The following is a 23,705-nucleotide window of genomic DNA, read 5'->3' as shown; positions in this document are numbered from 1 at the left end:
AACCTTCGGGATTGAATTTCAAGGAGTTCAAGATGTTTAAACAAGGCTTTATTATTGTAATTGCAATTGACTGTTGCAATTGAAATTGACTTTACTATTTTGTAAGAAAAAATAAGTATATTTGGATTAAGAAAGAATATTGACAATCCATTAAACCTAAACACAAACGAATAGATTTTTATGATTTTATCAAATCTTTTGAGTTAAACGAATAGAAAAACAAAGAAAACATCATCATTATGCTAGAACTAATCTGGGGAATACTCAATTTTGCCCTATTAATTTACTTTATAATTATTTGCTTTAAAGCAGTTAAAGTTATTCGTGAAAATTTAGGAGGAATAGCCACGCTTGTTCTTGTTTTGGGTCTTTTATCCTTTAAAGTAAATTCAAAAGATGAAAATGATAGAATTAAAACCTTTGATTTACAGAACGTATCCCCGAAAATGGAATCTGAAAAATTTGAAGGAAACGAACATTTAAATGAGAAGAAACTTGAACAAAATCTACTAACAGATTTTCACATGTCAATCAAATACAGTGAAAATAATAATGAAATTAAATTATTAACTGCTTATGTAAACAGAACAGGAATCGAAATGGGAACCGAATGGAAACCTTCTACTGTATTTTTAAATAAAGTACACAATAATTTATATGAATATCATGTCTCAGGTTCAATCGATTGGAGAATTTTAGGAATTAGACTTTACACCCAATCAAAAGAATTTGATGGAAAAATTGAATTAAAAAAAAACATTAACAACCAATGAAAAAATTAGCATTTACAATACTAGCGGGATTAATTTCTCTAACATTTTTTGGACAGGAAATTACAGGACAATGGAATGGCGTTTTAAAAGTTCCGGGAGCACAATTAAGATTGGTATTTAATATCGAAAAAACAGCAAATGGCATCAGTGCAACAATGGACAGTCCGGATCAGGGAGCCAAAGGAATTCCGGTAAGCAGTAGTAGTTTTGAAAATTCGGTTTTAAAAATCGGAATCAGTCAAGCCCAAATTGAATACGAGGGAACCTTAGGAAAAGACAACATCATTGTTGGAAATTTTAAACAAGGCGGGCAAAGTTTTCCTCTGAATTTATCAAAAGAAAAAGCGGAAAAAGAAGTTCTTATTCGACCACAAGAGCCTAAAAAACCGTATTCTTATTATTCTGAAGATATTATTTTCGAAAATAAAAAAGCAGGAATCACTTTAGCGGGAACGCTAACATTGCCTAAACAAGACGGTGTTTTTCCGGCGGTAATTTTGATTAGCGGCAGCGGACCTCAAAACAGAGACGAGGAATTATTAGGTCACAAACCATTTCTTGTACTTTCTGACTACTTAACAAAAAATGGAATTGCCGTTTTACGCTATGACGACAGAGGAGTTGCAGCCTCAAAAGGCGATTTTAAAACCGCTACAACAACAGATTTTGCCACAGACGTTGAAGCCGGAATTGCGTTTTTAAAATCCAGAAAAGAAATCAACAAAAGTAAAATTGGCTTAATCGGACACAGTGAAGGAGGAATAATTGCACCGATGGTTGCCAGTCAATCCAAAGACATAGCCTTTATTGTTTTGCTTGCAGGAACAGGAATTCAGGGAAACCAATTGCTTTTATTACAGCAACAATTAATAGGGAAAGCATCGGGAATGAGTGAGGAAGCATTACAAAAAGTAAAATTAAACAATACCAAAATATTTGACATTACCAATAAATCTACCAGCACCGAGCAATTGCAAACCGATTTAACCAACTACTTCAAACAAAATCCCAGCGCTGAAAAACCAGCCGGAATGACTGATGACGAATTTGTAAAATTGCAAGTACAGCAAATAGCAACACCCTGGATGCATTATTTTATCAAATACAATCCTGCACCAGCATTAGAAAAAGTAAAATGTCCGGTGTTAGCCCTTAATGGTGAAAAAGATTTACAAGTTCCTCCAAAAGAAAATTTAGAAGCCATAAAAGCAGCCTTATCAAAAGGCGGAAATAAAAAGGTTACTGCAATTGAACTTCCTAACTTAAATCATTTATTTCAGGAATGCGTAACGGGTTCACCACAAGAATACGTGACAATTGAACAAACGTTCTCTCCTACCGCCTTAACAGAAATAACAAAGTGGATAAAAACTCAAACAAATTAAAATTTGTTTATTATACAAATCTAAAAACCAAAAACAACTATGAAACTACCTTTTCTATTACTATTCCTTTTTTTAAGTCAAATTGGGATTTCACAAACCACGAAAACAAATTACGCTAATTTAAATAAATTATTAGCCGAAGGGGAAAAAGCATATTCAGAAAATAATTTTGTTTTAGCAAAAGAAATCTACACCAAAGTAACCGACTCCGTTTCATGGAATCATGTGTATTTATATAATCTTGCCGCAACAGAACTAAAATTAGGAGAGATGGACAATGCCTGCGAGCATTTCTATAAAATCTATTCATTAAACGACATGAAAGTTGTTAAGTATCTTGCTGAATATTGCCCTAATTTCAGAGGCGAAAACAAATACTCCTTCGAAGAAGTAGAAGAAAAACCTAAATTCATATATAAAGACAAAGAATATCCATTAATCAAAAACAACAATTTAAATCCTGTATATATTTCAGCTATTAACAAAGCATTTAACAAATCAAAAATCTTAAAAGAAAAAGCTAGCGGAAGAAATTTTCTTTCTATTAGTATAAACAAACACAATGAATTTATTACTGGCAACATATTTAAACCCGCATCCAGTAAAGAAGATTATGACCTCGTAACAGCAGAAATAATGTCTATTCTCAAAAACACTGTTACTTACATCGCTGCAAAAAACAATGGTCATAATATCGATTTATGGAACAAATGGGATTTTCTTATTTCCGTTTTTTAAAAACTAAAATCGAAGTTTACTCAAAAAAATTAAATCCTTTTTTGAACCTTTACCACATCATTAACTCCAATACTTCCCTGTTGTTGGGCAATTACATTTTGCCCAAAAATCACTTTATTTCCTTTTGTTTTGTACTTTGACAATGTAAGCAAAGGATCTTTACCTGAAATGGTTCCACTTTCAGGATCTACAGTAATCATAACACATCGTCCAGAAGGTTTTACTCCGTAAAAAGAAAGTGTACCGATGGTAAATTCTTCCCATCTTTCTTCTTCATAAGCTTTTCCTCCACTAAAAACAAAATTTGGTCGGAAGCGACGTATCGAAACCGCTTTAGCCATTCGGGAATTCAAATCATCCAATGAAGACTGACCAATAATTAAAAAAGGAAATCCATCCGAAAATGAGGTTACATTGTTTGGACTAACTGCATAATCGGGATCTACTTTTCGCAGACTTTCATCGGGCATATAAACCAATCGAACGTTGAAACCTAAAATACTGCTGAACCAATCCGATACTTCCGGACTTACTTCAAAAGCCGCAACAACATCTTCCCAAACCGTTACTTTAATTTTAGTTGTCGTTTCTGGTAAAACAGGAAATAACGAAACCGCAACAGATTCCTGAACATCTTTATGAGAAATTTTTAGAAAATCACCCGCAATTTCTGGTTGAAAAAGTGCCAGTTTCGGATGTTCTCTTTGAGTAATAAAACAGTCATTTTCATCTACCAGCAACCATCTTCGGTCGTGTTCCAGACCTCTGTCGGTTACTTTAGAATGCTGTAACGCAATTCCGCCCAATGATTTTACAGGATAAATCCAAATTTCTGAAAGCTGTAACATCTTATTTATTTTTCATCAAAAATACAAAATACAAACAAAGACTCTTTTAATAATTAAAATTCAACCCAAAACCTACTCCCATATCACTATCATAATGTGTTGTAATTCCCATGTTTTTGCCCACAATATATTTAAATCCTGCCATATATTCCTTGTCGGTATTAATCATAAAAGCCATTCGCAAACGTTTTGAAACAGGAATATCTTCCCGCATTAATTGCAAACGCACATTTCCGTCATGATACACTTCTGCTTGTGCAATTACTAAAAGTGGTAAGGTATAATTGACTCCTAAACTAAACTGCAGTCGTTTGTCTTTAGTGCTTTTTTGTCCAAATAAATTCTCCTCCATTTCTCCATGCTCTAATTTTCGATAACGGGCATCAAAACCAATAAAAGGCATCAACCATTGATTTCTTCCGATATACCTTCCAATATGCGTTTCAGATTCGTAACCATGATGGTCTTTATACCCTAATCGCCATTCGGTTCCAAAACTCCATCTTGTATTTTGCAACATCGCCATTCCATCATTTCCATTGGTAGCAAAATCATTTTCTGCCATAAAATGCAAGCTATTACTTTCGGCTTGTAATTTCTTATACGCTGCTTCTTTGTTGGGTAAAAGTGGATTTGCTGCTGAATTTTCATAACTAAAAACCCGATTCATTCCCGCCATCATGTGATACAAAATATGACAATGAAAAAACCAGTCTCCATCAGTATTGGCTGCAAATTCTATCACATCGGTTTCCATTGGCATTATGTCCAAAACGTTTTTTAAAGGTGCGTAATCACCCTGACCGTTCAAAACTCTAAAATCATGACCGTGTAAATGCATTGGGTGACGCATCATCGAATTATTGAATAATGTAATCCGAACATTTTCTCCTTTTTTTATCAAGATTTTATCCGTTTCCGAAAGCACCACATTATCCATACTCCACACATACCGATTCATGTTTCCTGTCAATTCAAAACGCAATTCACGAATCCCCCCAGCCCCCAAAGGGGGAGTTGGCAAAGTAGTTTTTACTGGAGATTTCAACATCGAATAATTCAAAGTAACAATAGCTGAATTTTTAGAATCCATTGTGTGAGCTGAATGATCCATTTTATTTTCACTCATTTCCTCCCCTCCTTTGGAGGGGCTAGGGGAGGATTCGGGATACATAACGGAATTCATATCCATTTTTTGCAGACTCATTTTCATCCCCATATCATTCATGGTCCCATCCATATTCATCATGTCGTTCATCATTTTCATGCCTTCAAAATATTTTAATTTAGGCAAAGGATGTGCGGCTTTCTTAACCCCTTCTCCAATGTAAATAGAAGTCGATTTCGTTCTGTCTTCTGGTGTGGCTAAAAAAGCATAAGAAATGTTTTTCTCAGGAATGCTTACAATTACATCATAGGTTTCAGACACAGCAATAATCAATCGATCCACTTCAACGGGTTCCACATCGTTTCCATCATTAGCCACCACTGTCATTTTTCCGCCAGCATAGGTTAACCAAAAATAAGACGACGCTCCCGCATTGGAAATTCGCAAACGCACTTTATCTCCCGCTTTAAATTGAGACAACTGACTTTCATTCTGACCATTGATTAAAAACCTATCATAATATACATCGCTCACATCCATAGCCAACATTCGCTTCCATTCGTTGGTTAACTTGGTTTTAAAATGTCCTTCTTTTATTGCCTCAGCATAACTTTGAGTTGTTCCTTTTTTAATTGCAAACCAATCGGTAGCATTATGCAACATTCTATGAACATTATCAGGCTTGTAATTGGTCCATTCGCTCAAAATAATGGGAACTTGTGGAATATCATCAATGCCTTTTCTAAAGGTTTCGTCTTCTGGTTTTTTCTTTAAAATTAGCAAACCATACATTCCTATTTGTTCCTGCATCCCAGAATGGCTATGGTACCAATGTGTTCCGTTTTGAATTATTGGAAAAGTATATTTATGAGTTGCTCCAGGGGCAATAGGCATTTGAGTTAAATAAGGAACACCATCTTCTTTGTTAGGCAAAAACAATCCGTGCCAATGCAAAGAAGTACTTGTTTTTAATTTGTTATGCACATAAATCTCAGCGGTATCCCCTTCGGTAAAAGTTAATGTGGGCATTGGAATTTGCCCGTTTACCGCTATGGCATGTTTGGATTTATTAGCAAAAGTTACCATTGTATCACGAACAAACAAATCATAACGCACCTTCTTCGAAATGGTTTTGGGTAAAATTTTCTTTTCTACAACGGTGCTTTCTTTTGGTAAATCAGCTTCTTTTGTTGGTCTACTCTTAGAAACCTCAGCTTCTTTTTTAATTTTTACAGGACTTTTAGAAATGGGCACTGCCGGAAGAGTCTTTTTAACCACTTCCTTTTTAGCTTTCTTAGTTTTTACTTTCACCAATGCCATTCCGCATTTAGGACAATCTCCAGGTTTTGCTTCATGAATTTCAGGATGCATCACACAGCTGTAATAGTATTCTGGAGCTGTTTTTTTTCCTTGAGCATATACAAACGGACCGATAACAAAAAAACAAAGTAGGTATAGTATCTTATTCATAGTTTTTAAATTTTTATAGTTTTTAATCGCAACGCATTCGCAATTACCGAAACCGAACTAAAACTCATTGCTAAAGCAGCAATCATTGGCGAAAGCAAAATCCCGAAAAACGGATATAAAATCCCCGCAGCAATAGGAATTCCAAGTACATTGTAAAAAAAGGCAAAAAATAAATTCTGATGAATGTTTTTCATTACCGCATGACTCAGTTGTTTGGCTTTAACAATCCCTTGCAAGTCGCCTTTGACCAAAGTAATCTTGGCACTTTCAATCGCTACATCAGTTCCTGTTCCCATTGCAATCCCGATATCAGCTTGTGCTAATGCTGGTGCATCGTTAATTCCGTCTCCAGCCATAGCGACAATCTTGCCTTCGGCTTGGAGTTTTTGAATAAATTTAAGTTTGTCTTCAGGCAAACAACCGGCAACAAAAGAACTCAAATGCAATTGATCCGCCACCGCCTGAGCTGTATTTTTATTATCTCCAGTAAGCATAATCACTTCAATTCCCTGATTCATCAATGTTTTTATGGCAGCGGCACTGCTTGATTTTATAGCATCGGTAATGGTTACAAATCCCACAGCAATTCCATCCACAGCAATATAGGAAACTGTTTTTCCGAGTTTTTGTTCGGCTACAATTTGGTTTTCTAATGCTTCAGCAACTGTAGCTTTTACTTCTTCCATCAATTTTTTATTTCCCAAAGCCACTTTTTTATTCGCTACTGTTCCCACAACCCCTTTTCCAGTAATGGATTCGAAATCTTTAGCTGTTATTAAAGTTATATTTTTCGCTTTCGCAAAATCGACTACGGCTTGCGCCAAAGGATGTTCGCTGTACTGATTGAGTGAAGCAATATTTTGCAACAAATCATTCTCTTGATTAGTAGCAGAAAAAACTTTTTCTACCGATGGTGTTCCTTCAGTAATTGTTCCTGTTTTATCGGTAATTAAAACATTTACCTTATCCATTTTTTCTAAAGCCTCAGCATTTTTTATCAAAACTCCGGATTGTGCACCTTTGCCCACACCCACCATAACCGACATAGGCGTTGCTAATCCCAATGCACAAGGACAGGCAATTATTAAAACCGCCACGGCATTGATAAATCCATAGATTAAGGCGTTTTCTTCGGGACCGAATTTTGCCCAAATAAGGAATGTAATTGCTGCTATCCCAACTACAATTGGCACAAAATATTTCGAAATGCTATCGGCTAGTTTTTGAATAGGTGCTCTGGAACGACTGGCGTCATTCACCATTTGGATGATTTGCGAAAGCAAAGTTTCTGAACCTACTTTTTCAGCAACCATCACAAACGATTTATTACCATTTATGGTTCCTGCAACTACCGAATCATTTATTTTTTTATCCACTGGAATGGGTTCACCAGAAATCATCGACTCATCGATGGTGCTTTCCCCCTCAACAATTTTACCATCTACAGGAATTTTATCACCCGGTTTTACACGTAGTAAATGGCCTTTTTTAATGGCATCAATTGCAATTATTTTATCTACTCCGTTTTCTACCAAAACCGCTTCTGTAGGTGCTAACTTTAATAATTCTCTAATAGCTCCGCTGGTTTGACTGTGTGCTCTGGCTTCTAATAATTGTCCCAACAAAACCAATGTCAAAATAACGGTAGTCGCTTCAAAATACAAGCCTACTTGTCCCGAATGGTTTTTGAATTCATGCGGAAAGATTTCTGGAAAAAACAATCCCACTAAACTAAATATGAAAGCTACTCCCGAACCAATCCCGATCAGGGTAAACATATTCAGATTCCAGGTAATTATGGATTTCCAGGCACGTTGAAAAAAGATCCAACAAGCGTAAAAAACTACAGGAAGTGACAAAATAAATTGTACCCAATTCCATGTTTTCATATCCAGCACATGCATCAAAGGATTATTTGGAATCATATCTGACATGGCAATAATGAAAATAGGAATGGTAAACAACAATGCTATTTTCATTTTGTGTACTAAATCCAGATAGCTTTTGTTTTCTTCATCTCCAGTAACTTCGATTGTAACCAAATCCATTCCGCAAACGGGACAACTTCCGGGTTCGTCATAGACTTTATCCCCTTCGCAAAACATTGGACAATAGTATTTTCCAGCTGTTACATGGTGCGTATTATCTAGTTTGTGTTCGTGAGTTACTCCAGAACTACAGCAGGCTTTTTTTTCTACAGCATTTTCTTGATGCGAATGCTTTTGATGTGAACCTTCCATTTCAATGGTATATTTCCCAACTGCTGATAATGCTTTTTGCATCGTTTCAGTAGGAATATGTTCCGCCATACTAATTGTTGCCTGTGGTGGCAATAAAGTAACCTGAGCATCAACACCTTCCACAGCATTCAATGTTTTTTCTACTTTTGATCGACAACCATCACAAGACATTCCTGTTATTTTATATGTATGTTTCATTTTAATTTTATTTAAAAGTACTTCTACAAATTTCGGTATGTTCTGCTATCATAATGTTGCACAATCTTAGGAAAAAATTACATCATTTATAACGCATCAATCTGTTTTCTTTCTTTGTTTTTCAGCTGCTTGAATTGTGAAGGCGTTATTCCTGTAGTCTTTTTAAATTGATTACTCAAATGAGCCGCGCTACTATAATTCAACTGAAAAGCAATTTGGCTCAAACTAAGTTCGTTATAAATCAATAATTCTTTTACTTTTTCTATTTTTTGAGCAATAAAATAATGCTCGATTGTAATTCCTTCCGTTTCCGAAAACAAATTGCTCAAGGTGCTGTAATCCTGTTTTAAATCTTCGGCGATATAACTTGATAAATTGATTTTGAGTTTTTCATTTTGATAATGAACCAGATCAACAATTAAGTTTTTTATTCGCTCAATAGTCTTACTTATTTTATCATCTAATAATTCAAAACCTAAGGCTTTCAGGTTTTCAGATAGCAGTTGTTTTTCTGTTTCTTCTAAATTTTTCAAAATTTCAACTTCTCCTAATTGTATCGAAAGTATCGGAATTTCCATTTTTTCGAATACTGTTCTCACTGCCATTTCGCAACGACTGCAAACCATATTTTTGATATAGACTTTCATTTTATAACTTGTTTTTGTGCTGTTTATTAACAAAAAAATCCTAACTTAAAAATGAAGCTAGGATTTTGATGAAATCATTTTTCGGGAATAAATAAATCGAAAAAAGATTATTTGATTTCTTTAATCATACCGCCACAAGTTAGCATTTCAGAACCATAATACGGATTTCTAATTTCTTTAATTTCACTGATCCAATACCCACTTTTACCTTGATCGTACATTGGACAATAATCCTGATACAATTTCTTGCTAGTTCCAAAAGCAGCAATCAAGCTCGTGACATCCTTACTTAAAACAGCAAAATATATTCTTTGTTCGACAATTTTTCCATCATTTGTAGCAATTAAACTTGCTTGTTTTTTAGCACTTTCGGTAATCGTTGTATATTTATCAATTAATTTTGAATCTATTTTACTAGAATTAGTAGCCGAAACTGCTTTTTCAAAATCATTAGCAGCTGCTGTAGCCTCTTTTGATTTGTCGTTTGCCAAAGCATTTTTTATTTTTAAATACCCATTAATAATAGCTTCTGTAGAAAGCGATGCTTTTACGGCATCACTAACTGCTGTAATTTCTTCAACAGCTTCGGTTTCTACTGTTTTTGTTACTGTTTCTACTTCTGAATTTGGTGTCTGCTCCTCTTTATTTTTTTGGTTACAACTTACCAAAACAGCAGCTAATAATATAGAAGAAAGGATTATTTTTTTCATTTTTAAAATTTTAAAATAGTTAAATCTAATTGGTTACATTAAAAAAAGTGTACTCTAATTTAAGTAAAATACCATTGGTACTTATGCGTTCCATATCGCTATAAATCTGACGTCTATATCCTAAATCGATTCGAGCCTGACTATTAATAATAAACTGAATCGAAGGTACAACATCTAAATAAGATTTCCCATTTTGGTTCAATCGTTGTCCTAAAAATTCTAACATCGCATTGATATTGGTTTGTTTAAAACTAGTATATTTTTTAGGATACATTAATTGTCCAATCGAAAAAGTATAGTTCATTGCACTGTTACTCCATTGGTCTGGAAAAATATTTCCCTGATTATTCAATGCTCTTTCATAACTAACCGTTGCACTTAAAGCGGTTTTGTTTATCAATTGAGTAGCAACAGCTCCAATTTCGTAACCCGAATTCATTCCCATCGTTTCTATATCTTCCTGATGAATCTCGGCATTACTCGTACTTATTCTTCCATAAGCCGCTAATCTAAAATGACTATGAAAATCATCAACCGAGAAAAAACGGTACTTAGCATACAAACTTCCTCCTTCAAGCATTAGATCCCCTTGCCTATTGCTCAAAAATGCCGAAGCATGAATCATCCAATCTTTGTTAACGCCCCACATAATCTCGGGCATGTTATGGTAATTGTAACCATCTGTTTTCTTGAATGCAAATAAACTCATGTCTCTCACTCCTATTGAAGATGTCGGCATATTACTTGCAGGCTCAGTCATTACAAACAACTCTTGGGCATTGATTTGAAAAGACAAAAAGCTTAATGAAAGTAGTAGAAAATATCTCATCTAAATTGTTTTTACATAATAAGTTCCTTCCTGACTACCAAAACCAATATATTTCGAAAGCATCTTAGCTGACTTTTTATACTCTTTTTTCGTCACAAAACCACTATTCAATACTTTAAGTCTCAATTTTTCATTGGCCGATTTTTCATCAGGACTTACCAAAATATAAGTACCACTTGCATTTTTAAAACTGCTATTGTCTTTTGGTTCTATGGTATTGGCATCCATCGTTAAAATCATAGATCCAACAAAAAAACCTGTTTTTTCAATATTCAATCGCAAGGCTTCAGGCGTAATTTTACTATTCTTTTTTAAGTTAACCACAAAAGTATTGTTGTTCAAATCAATCATTACTTTTTCTACTTCGGGCATTGCTTTCAGTTGTTTGTTGATGGCATTCGAGCACATGGAACAAGTTAAACCTGTAGCAATAATTTCAGCTTTCGAAATTTGAGCATACGAACTTGTAATGCCTAATAACATTACCAAAGCCATGAATCTTTTTATTATTATATCTGTTTTCATCTTTTTAAATTTTGAAGTTTATTTACAACAGTCTTTTGGAATACAAAAAAGACCAAAAGACTGTAGTGATAAAGAGGAGCAACTAGTGCTTGTGTTCTTCTTTTTTAGCAGTTCCAGTAGCTTCTCTATCATATTGACAACAAGTATGGAGTTTTTTATAGTGTTCTTCAGTAGCCGAGAATTTCTCATTATCATAACCAGCTTTAGCAATTCGGTTCAAAATTTCATCTGGATTTGTTTTGGACGAATCGTAAGTTAGTTTTGCTATTTTAGAATTAACATCCCATTCTACAGCAGCTACTTTTTTAAGATTTCCGGCTGTTTCGATGTTCTTTTTACACATCCCACAGTTACCTGATATTTTTACAGTTTCTGTTTTTGAGTTTTTAATTTGCGCATTTACGCCTAGAGTTGATAGCAATACAACAACTGCTACCATTATTTTTTTTAATGATTTCATGATTTTATATTTTTTTAAATGAAAGAGTTAATCAATAACAGCAACATAGTCATAACAACTATCGCCCTTTTTAAATTAACCGAAAAAATGAATGAATTTGTAAAGCAAATTTGCTTTGAAATGGATAGACCAATGGCTATCAAGAAAGGAATTTAGCCTATTTTAGGTATCAACCAAAGACTAACATATCCATCAGAAGGGAAGGAAACGGAATGAGAGAAATTTTGTTTTTGTTCTGAAAAGCTAAATATAGCATTCGGAATTTCGTAATGAATTGTAGCAGCAATTCCAATATTTACTGAAGAAACACTACACATAGATTGTCCGCATTTGCCAGAACAACCTTTGTCTTTTGATTCTTTAGATTTTGATTTTTTACTACAGCAATCTTTTGTTTTTGTTTTGGAAGACATTTCCATTTTACAAGAATCATTACCTGAACCTGAACTCGATCCACATGCATACGTTGCACTAGGCATCAGGAAGAAGCCCAGTAAAACAATTAATATGATGTAGATTTTATTCATTTTAAACTCTTGTAAAAGACAAAATTAATGATTTTACCGCTTCAAAAGCAAAATCAATTAGTATTTATGATTTTTTTATAGATTACTGTTTCTATTTATCCCCTAAAACAAGATTCACAAGAGACTGTGATACCGATAAGATGATACTAAATAACAAGGCGGTGAAAAATGTATCTACATCAAAACCACCTACAATATTATCACATAATATAATAATCAATCCATTAATGACTAACAAAAATAATCCTAGTGTAAAAAAAGTGATTGGTAAAGTAAACAATACCAAAATAGGTTTTACAAAAATATTAAGCAACCCTAAAACAATAGCAACAAAAAGTGCTGTAGTAAAACTGGCCACATGTACTCCTGTCATAAAATGCGAAATCAGCAGCACTAAAATGGCTGTGACTAAAACTCTAACAATTAATTTCATTTGCGTTTGTATTTATTGCTTCAAAAATACTATTATTTTAAATTATACTCATGGGTTTAAACAAAGAAATTAATTCAATTCGAGAAAACCAACATTCGAAAATTTATTTTGTAACTCCTTCGGTAGTCATTACCACTCGTTTTATAGTTCCATCTGGATTGTATTGTAACTTATCAATACAAACTGATCTGCTGTAGCTTGAACCATTTGTTTGTATGGCTCCATTGTGATAAATAAAATAAGGTTGGCCTTTAAATTCTAAAATTGCCTGATGATTAGTATTACTATTTCCTGCAATTTCATTTAGAATTCCTTTGTATTCATAAGGTCCTTCTATGCTATCTGCCATAGCATAAGCGATTTTTTCAGGAAAACCACTGGCGTAACTAAGGTAATATTTCCCATCCTTTTTATGAATCCAAGGCGCTTCGGTAAATTGGAATCCTTCGAAATCAATTTTCTTAATTGGACCGTCAATTTCAATCATGTTTTCTTTCAGCTTTGCGTAATAGCAAACTCCATTACCCCAAAACAACCAAGCTTGTCCATTATCATCGATAAAAACAGCAGGATCAATACAAGTCCACGAATGCGTTGACGCAAAACAATCGGCATTAGTCAACAATGGTTTTCCTAGCGCATCCTTATAAGGCCCTTGTGGTTTATCAGCAACTGCGACTCCAATTCCAGAACCATTTGTACTAATGTACCAATAATACTTTCCGTTTCTTTTAATGGTTTGTCCCGCATAAGCATCATTAGTTTTATCCCATTTAAAATCTTCAATTTTTAATGGCACTGGATATTCCGTCCAATTTTTCAAATCAGTTGTTGAAAAAACCAACCAATCTTTCAATTTATAGCCTTTTTGTCCTCCTTCAAAATCATGTCCGGTAAACAACCACAAGGTATCTTTTTCAACAAAAGCAGCTGGATCGGCCGTAAATTTATGTTTGATTATTGGATTTCCTTCTGCTTTAAAACGAAATGTTCCATCTTTAGCAATCAATAAACTTTGAGGAACGCCGCCCCATTTTTCCTGTAATCTTATTGCTTCTTCTGTTGTAATTCCTACTACACTTCCATGTCGCGGAAAGAAATCTTTGGTAAACGATTCTGTTTTTTCTGTAAAATGATACAAATCTTTAGAACGTTGAAATTCATATCTTCCGCTAGAATACAAATCATACATTAAAATATATTCGTCACTGTTATTCAATTTAAAAACCGAAGAACCTTCTACATTTGTGTTTGTATCAGCATAAGCATCTAGATATTCGAAACTTTCTTTCCAAGGTCCCTGAAGCTTCTTACTCGTAGCCTGTTTGATACCATTTTTGATTTCCTTCCCAGTTTCGTCTTTTGTATTTCCTTTGTAGAAAAAATGATAAGTACCATCTTTATAAATAATATCTCCATCAATAGCACCGTCCTTTGGGCTGAACATTAGTTTTGGCTCTTGTTCAAAAGATGTAAAGTCCTTATTCGCATAAGCACAATAGAAATCAAGGTTTTCATTGTATTTAAAACGAACCGTAAAGTAAACCAGATACTTTTTTACTTTGGCATCATAAAAAGTCTGTGGAGCCCAAACCCATTTTATGTCTTTAAATTTCTTAGGATATAATTTCTCCAAATCAATTACCGATGATTTCCAATCCAAAAGATTTTTGGAATGCATCAAAACAATTCCAGGATTGTAATCCCAGCCATTTTTCTTAGTATTCATATCGGTAGCAACCATATAAAAACTGTTACCATCTGCACCTCTAAGAATATGAGGATCACGAATCCCGCCAGTGTTTGAAATATCTTTTGATGGTATTATTGGTTCATTATTATTTAGCGCTTTCCAATTCACAGCGTCATCGCTTACTGCAAAACGCAATTGCTCTTGTTTTTCGGCAGGACCTTTGCCTTCAAAATAGGCAAAAAGATATCCTCTTAAATCTTTCTTTTGAGCACTTAAACTGAACACGCACAAAATACTGAGTAACGCTATTTTAAATATCGGCTTCATGTTTATTTTTTAGTACCAAATGAGAAATTAGTATTCCAATGTTTCGCTAAACGAAGTGCTTCTTTTTTAGTCAAATGAATTACGGAACCATGTTTTTGAACGGAAAAATTAGTGCGTTTCATCACGCCTTGATCAAAATGACCAAGATTGGTAAAGGTTTTAAAATCGGTGGTTTCTGCAAATCCAAAATTGTGAGGATTGACACTAAAAATATCGTACATCAAAACCCATTTATCCTCACCAATACGTTTAAATACATTAGGCGCTTCGCATGATTTTTTTTCGAAATCAATTTGGTCTGGCTGATACACATAACCACTATTTATTTTATCCGAAAATGCCATTTTAATACCTCCCGGATTCTCCTGTGCTACATACATCATACAGAATCTTCCATCAGGTAATTTTGTAATATCTGCATCTAAAATTTGCTTTGTATTATCGGGATATTCAAAAAGAATTTCTGGAGCAGTTTCAAGAGCTGTAAATGCATCATTCATATAGGCATAATACAATTTAGTACGTCCTTTACCCTGACGCATCGTGAAATAAATCATGATTTTTCCTTTCACTTCATCATAAATCAATTCGGGTGCCCAAACACAACCCACATTCAGTTCAGGATATATCTTGCTAATATCCAAAATAGAATGTGACCAATGAATCAAATCTTTTGATTTCATCAACACTAAACCCCTGTTGTTTCCCCAATCGTACAATTCTTGCGGACGCTCCCATTCGGTTTCTCTATAGCCTTTTTGCTTACCATAAATATGTAAGTCGGTCATTGCCATGTAAAAATACCCATCTTTACCGCGCATAATATAAGGATCGCGAATTCCTTTTTGCTCAGCAATAGTATCACCAGCAACAACAGGATTTCCTGCGTTGACATCAGTAAAGGCATAACCATCATTACTTAATGCAAAATACAATCCGTGAGTATCATCTTTGAAATAAGTCATTAAATAAGCACTCATTTTCTCTTTTTCAGCATCCTTATTTTTTAAAGAACTGCAGGCAGATCCAACTGTGATAACCATACAAAACAACAGAAAAATTTTTGCATTACTATTTTTTACTAAAAAGTGAATTGCTGTTTTCATTTTTATCTTAGTTTAATTATGTTATTAAATAATTTATTTTTTCGGCAGAACAAACATAAGTGTTTTTATTACATTTATCAAAAAATGTAGTTTTTAATTTTTCGTCATAAAAAAAACAGCAACCCGAAAGTTACTGTTTAAGGCTAATTCTATAGAGAACCTAAATCCGTTGACTAAAGTCTACGGCTATTGAAACAACAAACTAATTTAAAAACGAAATGACCATTTGATAAAACAAAGCTGGATTTTCGGCATGAAGCCAATGTCCGGCATTTGGAATCGTTTCTAATTTCATTAATGGAAAATGAACGGCTATATCTTCAACATCCGAATCTAAAATATAATTGGAACTTCCGCCACGAATAAAAAGTGTTGGTTTTTCAAAAACCAGTTCTGCTGGTAAAGCCACTCCTATTTCTTCAATTTTCTCATTAAAAACAGCTAGATTAAATCGGAAGGCTAACTGTCCAGGTTCTTTCCAATACAAACTTTTTAATAAAAACTGCTTGGTTCCAAAATCACTAATATATTCACTTAAAGTCGCTTCAACATCGGCACGACTTGGTTTCACCGAAAAATCTACAGCATTCAATCCCGCTAAAATAGTTTGATGATGCTGCGGATAAAACTTAGGACCAATATCGGCAACAATTAATTTCTCCACCATTTCTGGATATCGGGTTGCAAAAAGCATCGCAACTTTCCCACCCATTGAATGTCCCAGAATATTGATGGATTGCAAAGCATGACCTTGACAATAATCAAAAACATCCTGAACCATTAATTCGTAACTAAATGCTGAGGATTGAACACTTCGTCCGTGATTGCGCATATCAAGCATGTGAACCTGAAATCCTGATTCGGCAAATTGCTGCCCTAAGGTTTTCCAATTGTCAGACATTCCAAGAAATCCATGTATGATTAAAAATGGTTTTCCTTCTCCTTCTATTTTTGAATACAACATTTGATTTTAGATTTTAGATTGCAGATTTTAGATTGCAGAAAAAATCCCTGCTCAACCTTCAATCAATTGATACTATTTTAATTTTTGCAGATACATATTGACTACGTTTTCTAATCCAAGGTACAAAGCTTCAGCAATTAAAGCGTGACCAATAGAAACCTCTAACAATCCTGGAATATTTTGTTTAAAAAACTGAATATTGTCTAAACTCAGGTCGTGTCCTGCATTGATGCCTAAACCCAATTCGTTTGCCAAAACAGCTGATGCAACATAAGGAGTAATTCCGTTTTCGTTGCCAAGGCTGTATTGATGTGCAAAAGCTTCGGTATACAATTCGATTCTGTCCGTTCCTGTTTTTTTAGCACCTTCAATCATTTCTAAAGTTGGATCTACAAAAATAGAAGTTCTAATTCCGTTGCGTTGAAATTCCTGAATCATTTCCTTCAAATAGGCTTGGTTTTTTACAGTATCCCAACCTGCAGAAGATGTTATTGCTCCAATAGCATCCGGAACTAAAGTAACTTGCTCTGGTTTGCATTCGAGAACTAAATCGATAAAATTATGTTGCGGATTGCCTTCGATATTAAATTCGGTGTAAACAATTGATTTCAAATCTCGAGCATCCTGGTAACGAATGTGACGCTCATCGGGACGCGGATGAATAGTGATTCCTTGTCCTCCAAATTTTTGAATATCGGTGGCTACTTTTAACAAATCAGGAACATTCCCTCCACGGGCATTACGTAAAGTAGCTATTTTATTGATATTTACACTTAATTTTGTCATTGGAATGCTTTTTGATTATGAAAAACTATAATTTGGTTACAAAAATACAAAGTAAAAGCTAGGCGATTTTGCCTTTTTTTGATTATTTTGCATAAAAATTGAGGACTCACACAAAATGGAAATTTCAAACTACATCACTACTGATTTCAAACCTATTGACAGCCAAGAGACTATTGGAACTGTTAGGGATTTTTTGGTCGATTTCAATTTTTCTCACTTCCCTATTATTGAAGAAGGTGTTTACATAGGAAGTATTTCGGCTGAAGATGTCGAAACTTTTGAAGAGCATAAAAAAGTATCGGATTATAAATACAGCCTAGAAACGTTTTTTATCAGAACCTATTCGCTTTGGTTAGAAGTTTTAGAAGTTTTTGCTAAAAATCATTCTAATTTGATACCTGTTTTAGACGAAAACAACAAATATGTGGGTTATTATGAAATGGAAGACATTATCAATTTTTTCAATCAAACTCCATTTATAAAAGAACAAGGAGCGATTGTAAAGGTGAGTAAAGGAATCTTAGATTATTCGATGAGCCAAATTACCCAAATTGTAGAAAGCAACAACGGTAAAATATTAGGTTTATTTATTTCAGAATCCGATATCAGCACTGTAGAAGTTACAATTAAAATAACTTCGGGAGCTATCAATGAGATCATCCAGACTTTTAGAAGATACAATTACGAAATTATATCCGAACACCATGAAGACTCTTATATCACTAATTTAAAAGAACGTTCTGACTATTTAGACAAATACCTTAACATGTAAGCCCAATGAAAATAGCCATATACGGTCAATATTATCAAAATAGCACAGAACCAATTATAAAAGACATCTTTCAGTTTTTTAATAAAAATAACATTGAAATTGTCATCGAATCTCATTTCTTAGCTTTAATCCAGGAAAAAAAAATCATCGAAAAGGAATATAAAATCTTTTCATCCCATAGCGAGTTAGATTCTAGTTTTGACATGTTGTTGAGTATTGGTGGAGACGGAACTATTTTAAGAGCAGCTACTTTAGTTCGGGATTCGGGCATTCCTATTTTAGGAATCAATGCGGGAAGATTAGGTTTTTTAGCAACGGTACAAAAAGAAAATATTGATGAATTTTTACAAGTTGTCATTGATAAAAAATACACACTTTCTAAACGAACGCTTTTAAGTTTAACTTCGACACCAGAAAACGAAGCTTTAAACGATATTAATTTTGCAATGAATGAAATTTCGGTAAGCCGGAAAGATACTACTTCGATGATTACCATTGATACTTATCTTAATGGCGAAATTCTGAATTCATATTGGGCTGATGGTTTGATTATTTCAACACCAACGGGTTCTACAGGATATTCCTTAAGTTGTGGCGGCCCTATTTTAACTCCAGATGTAAAAAGTTTAGTAATTACTCCTATTGCTCCTCATAACCTTAATGCAAGACCACTAGTAATTCCTGATGACACAGAAATCATGTTAAAAGTTTCCGGGAGAGAAGAAAACTATCTGGTTTCATTAGATTCTAGAATTACTTCGGTTGGCAACGAATCGGTTTTGACCATCAAGAAAACTCCATTTCAAATTAATATGGTGGAAATACCAACAGAAACTTTCTTAAAAACCTTAAGAAGTAAATTGCTGTGGGGAGAAGATAAAAGAAATTAATTTTTTTAAACTTCTTCCTTATACTATACAATCGAACTTTCTCGTTTAAGTAAAACAAAACTGAATTCCATTAAAATAAATCCACTCTTTTTTTAAAAAAAAGTAGATTTATTCTAATGGGCATTGATTCGTATTGATAATTATTATATTTGCACGCAATTTTCTATGAAAATGAAAAAATTTTTAAGCACAATAGTCTGTTTATTTCTTGGAATAAGTTCACAAGCACAAATTCATGAAATTGGGGTTTTTCTGGGCGGCAGTAATTACGTTGGCGACGTAGGAAAAACGACTTATATAGCTCCAAATGAGCCTGCTTTTGGAATCTTATACAAATGGAATAGGAGTCCTAGGCATGCTTGGAGAATTTCCTATTCTCAGTCAACCATTACTGCAAACGACCAAGATTCGGAAGAAGCAAGTAGAAGTCTAAGAGGGTATCATTTTGAAAATAGTATAAAAGAAGTATCTTTAGCCCTTGAATTCAACTTTTTTGACTTCAATCTTCATACATTACACCAAAAATTCACGCCTTATGTGACTTCTGGAATTAGTGCTTTTAGGTATGATGATTTGTATGTCGAATTAGGTGAAACCAAGAAAAACAAAGGAAAAAACTCCATTGCAATCCCAATGATTCTAGGAATAAAATCAAATATTTCAAGGAGACTTGTTTTAGCAGCAGAAATTGGAGCTCGCTACACCTTTACTGATAATCTTGACGGAAGTAATCCTAAAGAAGAAAGTTTAAGTGCATTGCGTTTTGGAAATTTAAATAATAATGATTGGTATGTCTTCTCTGGTATAACATTAACCTATACCTTTGGCGAAAAACCGTGCTATTGTGCAGATTAAAATGAGCCTACTAGATACTATAAATAAAAACAATTTACCCAAACACCTTGCCATAATTATGGACGGCAATGGCAGATGGGCAAAACAACAAGGCTTATTAAGGGTAATAGGTCATGAAAACGGCACAAAATCAGTACGGATAACGATAGAAAATTGCGCCAAATTAGGTATAGAAAACCTAACTTTATATGCTTTTTCTACAGAAAACTGGAACCGACCTAAACTGGAAGTAGAGACCTTAATGAAGTTATTAATAAAATCACTTCAAAAGGAATTAATTACCTTACAGAATAACAATATTAAACTAAATGCTATTGGAAACATTGAACTGATGCCCAAGTCAGCTCAAAAAGAACTCCTAGAAGTAATAGAAAAAACAAAAAATAATTCTCGAATGACCTTAACATTAGCCCTCAGCTATGGTTCTAGAGAAGAAATAGTTAGTGCAGTAAAGAAGATTTCTGATAAAGTTAAAAATAATATAATTTCAATAGACGCTATTGACGATTCAATTATAAATGAGCATCTTTACACGCAAAATTTGCCTGATGTAGATTTATTAATAAGAACAAGTGGAGAACATAGAATAAGCAATTTCTTGCTTTGGCAAATTGCTTATGCTGAATTATTTTTTTCTGAAGTTATGTGGCCTGACTTCAGAGAAGAGCACCTTTATGAGGCACTTATTAGTTATCAAAAAAGAGAACGTAGATTTGGAAAAACAAGTGAACAAATTAAATAATTTTTTAGTGTTGAATAAAAGTATCAAAGCATTACTTACCCTAATATTATTGGGAAGTTTTTCACAAATTAAGGCACAAGATAGAGTACCATTTGACCAAGGTAAAAAATACATTTTAGCTAAGGTTGAATTGACTAACAAAATCAGTTTTAACGACCAAACTGTAGTCACTTTTGCGGGTTTACAAAAAGGTCAAGAAATCACTGTTCCAGGAGAAGAAATCAGTTCGGCCATCAAGAAACTAGGAAAACTAGGGCTTTTTGATGAAATTGCTTTTTATGTTAATCGTATCGAGAATGACAGTATTTATCTGGATCTCGATATTATTGAATTACCTAAATTAAACGATGTAAAATTTGTAGGTGTCAAGAAAAGCAAAACAGAAGCTTTAATTAAAGACAATAGCTTAACTAAAGGAAAAGTAGTAAACGAAAACTTAATTACCACTACTAAAAACTACATTGAAAACAAATACAAAAAAGACGGTTACTTTAATACTAAAGTAAACATCAATACGGTAAAAGACACTGCTGCTACAAATCAGGTAAATATGGTAGTTAGTGTAGACAAAGGAGATAAAATAAAAATTAGCAGTATCGATTTTGTAGGCAACAACAAACTTTCCGACAAAGCTTTGCGTAAAGCCATGAAGGATACCAAACAAAAGAATCCTATTCGTGTTTTAAAAGCATCTAAATTTGTAAAAGACAAATACAAAGCTGATTTAGAAAAAGTAATTGCATCCTACAAAGAAAAAGGATACCGTGATGCCCGAATTGCTTCAGATACAATTTCTTACGATAAAAACAAAAACACTTTAGCCATAAAAGTTAATGTTGAAGAAGGAAACAAATACTATTTTGGAAATATCAAATTCTTAGGAAACTCTGTTTATCCTGACCAATATTTAAATCGAATGGTTGGTATTAAAAAAGGAGAAACGTACAATGGAGTCTTACTTGAAAAAAGAATTGCTGATAAAACGAAACCTGACGGAGAAGACATTACCAACTTATACCAAGACAATGGATATTTGTTTTCTAATATCAATGCCGTAGAGGTTAGAACCGCTAATGATACTATTGATTTCGAAATAAGAATTACCGAAGGTCCTTTGGCATACTTTAATCATATTACAGTAGTAGGAAACGATAAAACGAACGACCGTGTAATCTACCGTGAATTAAGAACTAAACCGGGTCAAAAATATAGCAAAGCAGAATTGGTTAGAACAGTTCGTGAAATTGGACAATTGGGTTACTTTGATCCTGAATCAATCGATCCAAAATTCAAAAATGTGGATGGTGCTGCAGGTACTGTAGATATTGAATACAACCTTGTAGAAAAAGGTTCTAGCCAAATTGAACTTCAAGGAGGTTATGGTGGTGGTGGTTTCATTGGAACATTAGGACTTTCGTTCAATAACTTCTCGGCTAGAAATATTGGTAACAAATCGGCTTACAAACCGCTACCTATGGGAGATGGTCAAAAAGTTTCCTTGCGTTTACAAGGAAGTACCTTTTTTCAAACGTATAGTGTTTCTTTCTCTGAACCTTGGTTTGGACAAAAAAAGCCAGTACAATTTAGTTCATCTATTTCATACAGTAAGCAGTTCTTGAATAACTTTATAACCTTTGATGTAGATAAATCTAGAAGTTTTAATATCTTAACTTTATCATTAGGACTTGCAAAACGATTGACGGTTCCAGATGATTTCTTTGTGTTATCTCAATCGATCAGTTACCAGCATTATGATTTGAATAATTACAATACAGGATTATTTACTTTTGGAAATGGAGCTTCAAGAAACTTATCTTACACCGTAGGACTTTCAAGAAACAATAAGGGAGTAAACCCTATTTTTCCAACTTATGGATCTGAATTTAGTCTTTCAGCAAAAGTTACTCCTCCCTATTCTTTGTTTAACGGAATTGATTATAAAACATTGGGAGAAAAAGATGAGTACAAAAGTAGAGCTACAGAATATTCGAATGTTAGTGGACAAGAGATCTTCAAAGGTGACTACTTAGATGCCAGTGGCAATAAAGTTAGTACAGCAGATGAAGCGGCTGTAGATCAAGGAAAAGTAGACCAGAAGAAATTTAATTGGTTAGAATATTATAAAGTTAAATTCAAAGCCGATTGGTATACCAAAGTTTATGGCAAATTTGTTTTAAGAACATTAACTGAATTTGGTTTTCTTGGTGCTTACAATCAAGACAGAGGTTTAGTACCATTTGAAAGATTTTTTGTGGGTGGAGACGGAATGCAAAACTTCGCTATGGACGGTAGAGAAACCGTACAATTGAGAGGATATCCTAATAGTTCATTAACACCTCTAGAAAATGGGGCACAAGTTGGAGCTACAGTATATAATAAATTTTCAGTAGAATTGCGTTACCCTATAACATTGAAAGCAGCAGCATCTATATATGCACTTGCTTTTCTTGAAACGGGTAATTCATTCAACAATTTCAAAAGTTACAATCCATTTGATCTTAAACGTTCAGCAGGAGTTGGTTTAAGAGTATTTATGCCAGCCTTTGGATTATTAGGAATTGATTTTGCACATGGATTTGATGCCCTTCCAGGATTATCAACTCCAAATGGTTGGGAGACTCATTTCATTATTGGACAACAATTCTAAAAAATTGGTGCTGATTTTCTAATACGTTAAGT

At 33.9% G+C, this 23,705-nt stretch carries 23 protein-coding genes; 9 read left to right on the top strand and 14 right to left on the bottom strand.

Annotation, left to right across the window (positions count from 1 at the left end; genetic code table 11):
• The first annotated feature begins 239 nt into the window (after positions 1 to 239).
• The 3 genes from AAGV28_RS05885 to AAGV28_RS05875 are packed head-to-tail and all read left to right on the top strand — an operon-like array spanning position 240 to position 2,896.
• On the top strand, positions 240 to 773 hold the full coding sequence (locus AAGV28_RS05885) for a hypothetical protein (RefSeq protein ID WP_373405899.1): 534 nt from the start codon (positions 240 to 242) through the stop codon (positions 771 to 773).
• On the top strand, positions 770 to 2,158 hold the full coding sequence (locus tag AAGV28_RS05880; protein ID WP_373405898.1) for an alpha/beta hydrolase family protein: 1,389 nt from the start codon (positions 770 to 772) through the stop codon (positions 2,156 to 2,158). The genes AAGV28_RS05885 and AAGV28_RS05880 overlap by 4 nt, the downstream gene beginning before the upstream one ends.
• A 39-nt stretch (positions 2,159 to 2,197) precedes the next feature.
• Positions 2,198 to 2,896 (top strand): hypothetical protein, encoded by a 699-nt coding sequence (locus AAGV28_RS05875; RefSeq protein WP_373405897.1) that lies wholly within the window; start codon positions 2,198 to 2,200, stop codon positions 2,894 to 2,896.
• Positions 2,897 to 2,925: 29 nt separating this feature from the next.
• Here the strand turns inward: AAGV28_RS05875 and AAGV28_RS05870 are convergent, their stop codons facing one another.
• From AAGV28_RS05870 to AAGV28_RS05835, 8 genes are all read right to left on the bottom strand, one after another.
• Entirely contained in the window at positions 2,926 to 3,744 is an 819-nt protein-coding gene (locus tag AAGV28_RS05870; protein ID WP_373405896.1) for an MOSC domain-containing protein, read from the bottom strand.
• 46 nt (positions 3,745 to 3,790) lie between these two features.
• Positions 3,791 to 6,322: a multicopper oxidase domain-containing protein gene (locus tag AAGV28_RS05865; RefSeq protein WP_373405895.1), complete on the bottom strand. Its 2,532-nt coding sequence runs from the start codon at positions 6,320 to 6,322 to the stop codon at positions 3,791 to 3,793.
• A gap of 5 nt (positions 6,323 to 6,327) precedes the next feature.
• Positions 6,328 to 8,760, bottom strand: a complete 2,433-nt coding sequence (locus tag AAGV28_RS05860; protein ID WP_373405894.1) for a heavy metal translocating P-type ATPase — start codon at positions 8,758 to 8,760, stop codon at positions 6,328 to 6,330.
• Between the two features lie 86 nt (positions 8,761 to 8,846).
• Positions 8,847 to 9,407, bottom strand: a complete 561-nt coding sequence (locus AAGV28_RS05855; protein WP_373405893.1) for an AraC family transcriptional regulator — start codon at positions 9,405 to 9,407, stop codon at positions 8,847 to 8,849.
• A 107-nt stretch (positions 9,408 to 9,514) separates the two neighbouring features.
• Positions 9,515 to 10,117, bottom strand: a complete 603-nt coding sequence (locus AAGV28_RS05850) for a DUF3347 domain-containing protein (RefSeq protein WP_373405892.1) — start codon at positions 10,115 to 10,117, stop codon at positions 9,515 to 9,517.
• A gap of 25 nt (positions 10,118 to 10,142) precedes the next feature.
• Positions 10,143 to 10,946: a hypothetical protein gene (locus AAGV28_RS05845; protein ID WP_373405891.1), complete on the bottom strand. Its 804-nt coding sequence runs from the start codon at positions 10,944 to 10,946 to the stop codon at positions 10,143 to 10,145.
• Positions 10,947 to 11,471, bottom strand: a complete 525-nt coding sequence (locus AAGV28_RS05840) for a heavy-metal-associated domain-containing protein (RefSeq protein WP_373405890.1) — start codon at positions 11,469 to 11,471, stop codon at positions 10,947 to 10,949.
• Between the two features lie 82 nt (positions 11,472 to 11,553).
• Positions 11,554 to 11,931: a heavy-metal-associated domain-containing protein gene (locus AAGV28_RS05835; protein WP_373405889.1), complete on the bottom strand. Its 378-nt coding sequence runs from the start codon at positions 11,929 to 11,931 to the stop codon at positions 11,554 to 11,556.
• Between the two features lie 18 nt (positions 11,932 to 11,949).
• On the opposite strand from AAGV28_RS05835, the gene AAGV28_RS05830 reads away from it, so the two are divergent.
• Positions 11,950 to 12,087: a hypothetical protein gene (locus AAGV28_RS05830; RefSeq protein ID WP_373405888.1), complete on the top strand. Its 138-nt coding sequence runs from the start codon at positions 11,950 to 11,952 to the stop codon at positions 12,085 to 12,087.
• Here the strand turns inward: AAGV28_RS05830 and AAGV28_RS05825 are convergent.
• From AAGV28_RS05825 to AAGV28_RS05800, 6 genes are all read right to left on the bottom strand, one after another.
• Positions 12,084 to 12,458, bottom strand: coding sequence for a hypothetical protein (locus tag AAGV28_RS05825; RefSeq protein ID WP_373405887.1), 375 nt, complete (start codon positions 12,456 to 12,458; stop codon positions 12,084 to 12,086). The two genes, AAGV28_RS05830 and AAGV28_RS05825, sit on opposite strands and share 4 nt — an antisense overlap.
• A gap of 91 nt (positions 12,459 to 12,549) precedes the next feature.
• Positions 12,550 to 12,891 carry a phage holin family protein gene (locus AAGV28_RS05820; RefSeq protein WP_373405886.1) on the bottom strand — a complete coding sequence of 114 codons (342 nt, stop codon included), beginning with the start codon at positions 12,889 to 12,891 and terminating at the stop codon, positions 12,550 to 12,552.
• A gap of 103 nt (positions 12,892 to 12,994) precedes the next feature.
• Positions 12,995 to 14,911, bottom strand: a complete 1,917-nt coding sequence (locus AAGV28_RS05815) for a family 43 glycosylhydrolase (RefSeq protein ID WP_373405885.1) — start codon at positions 14,909 to 14,911, stop codon at positions 12,995 to 12,997.
• 2 nt (positions 14,912 to 14,913) lie between these two features.
• The gene (locus tag AAGV28_RS05810; protein WP_373405884.1) at positions 14,914 to 16,017 is read right to left on the bottom strand and encodes a glycoside hydrolase family 43 protein; all 1,104 of its coding nucleotides are present in this window, start codon (positions 16,015 to 16,017) and stop codon (positions 14,914 to 14,916) included.
• Positions 16,018 to 16,219: 202 nt separating this feature from the next.
• Positions 16,220 to 16,981: an alpha/beta fold hydrolase gene (locus AAGV28_RS05805; RefSeq protein ID WP_373405883.1), complete on the bottom strand. Its 762-nt coding sequence runs from the start codon at positions 16,979 to 16,981 to the stop codon at positions 16,220 to 16,222.
• A gap of 72 nt (positions 16,982 to 17,053) precedes the next feature.
• Positions 17,054 to 17,767 carry a pyridoxine 5'-phosphate synthase gene (locus AAGV28_RS05800; RefSeq protein ID WP_373405882.1) on the bottom strand — a complete coding sequence of 238 codons (714 nt, stop codon included), beginning with the start codon at positions 17,765 to 17,767 and terminating at the stop codon, positions 17,054 to 17,056.
• A gap of 115 nt (positions 17,768 to 17,882) precedes the next feature.
• Between AAGV28_RS05800 and AAGV28_RS05795 the strand changes: the two genes are divergently transcribed.
• The 5 genes from AAGV28_RS05795 to AAGV28_RS05775 all read left to right on the top strand — a co-directional run bounded on the left by AAGV28_RS05795 (position 17,883) and on the right by AAGV28_RS05775 (position 23,673).
• Complete coding sequence (locus AAGV28_RS05795) at positions 17,883 to 18,539, top strand: CBS domain-containing protein (RefSeq protein WP_373405881.1); 657 nt, start codon at positions 17,883 to 17,885, stop codon at positions 18,537 to 18,539.
• 5 nt (positions 18,540 to 18,544) lie between these two features.
• Positions 18,545 to 19,429, top strand: a complete 885-nt coding sequence (locus AAGV28_RS05790) for an NAD kinase (protein ID WP_373405880.1) — start codon at positions 18,545 to 18,547, stop codon at positions 19,427 to 19,429.
• Positions 19,430 to 19,600: 171 nt separating this feature from the next.
• Entirely contained in the window at positions 19,601 to 20,284 is a 684-nt protein-coding gene (gene porG, locus AAGV28_RS05785) for a type IX secretion system protein PorG (RefSeq protein ID WP_373405879.1), read from the top strand.
• A 1-nt stretch (position 20,285) separates the two neighbouring features.
• A complete protein-coding gene (locus AAGV28_RS05780; RefSeq protein WP_373405878.1) occupies positions 20,286 to 21,026 on the top strand; it encodes an isoprenyl transferase in 741 nt (246 codons plus the stop codon).
• Positions 20,959 to 23,673 (top strand): BamA/OMP85 family outer membrane protein, encoded by a 2,715-nt coding sequence (locus AAGV28_RS05775; protein WP_373405877.1) that lies wholly within the window; start codon positions 20,959 to 20,961, stop codon positions 23,671 to 23,673. Before AAGV28_RS05780 ends, AAGV28_RS05775 begins: the two co-directional genes overlap by 68 nt.
• Positions 23,674 to 23,705: the final 32 nt, after the last annotated feature.

It is taken from the genome of Flavobacterium zubiriense, from assembly GCF_041729725.1.
Classification (GTDB): domain Bacteria; phylum Bacteroidota; class Bacteroidia; order Flavobacteriales; family Flavobacteriaceae; genus Flavobacterium; species Flavobacterium zubiriense.
Note: the sequence above shows the minus strand (reverse complement) of the source record. Positions and strands in the feature narration are given on the sequence as shown.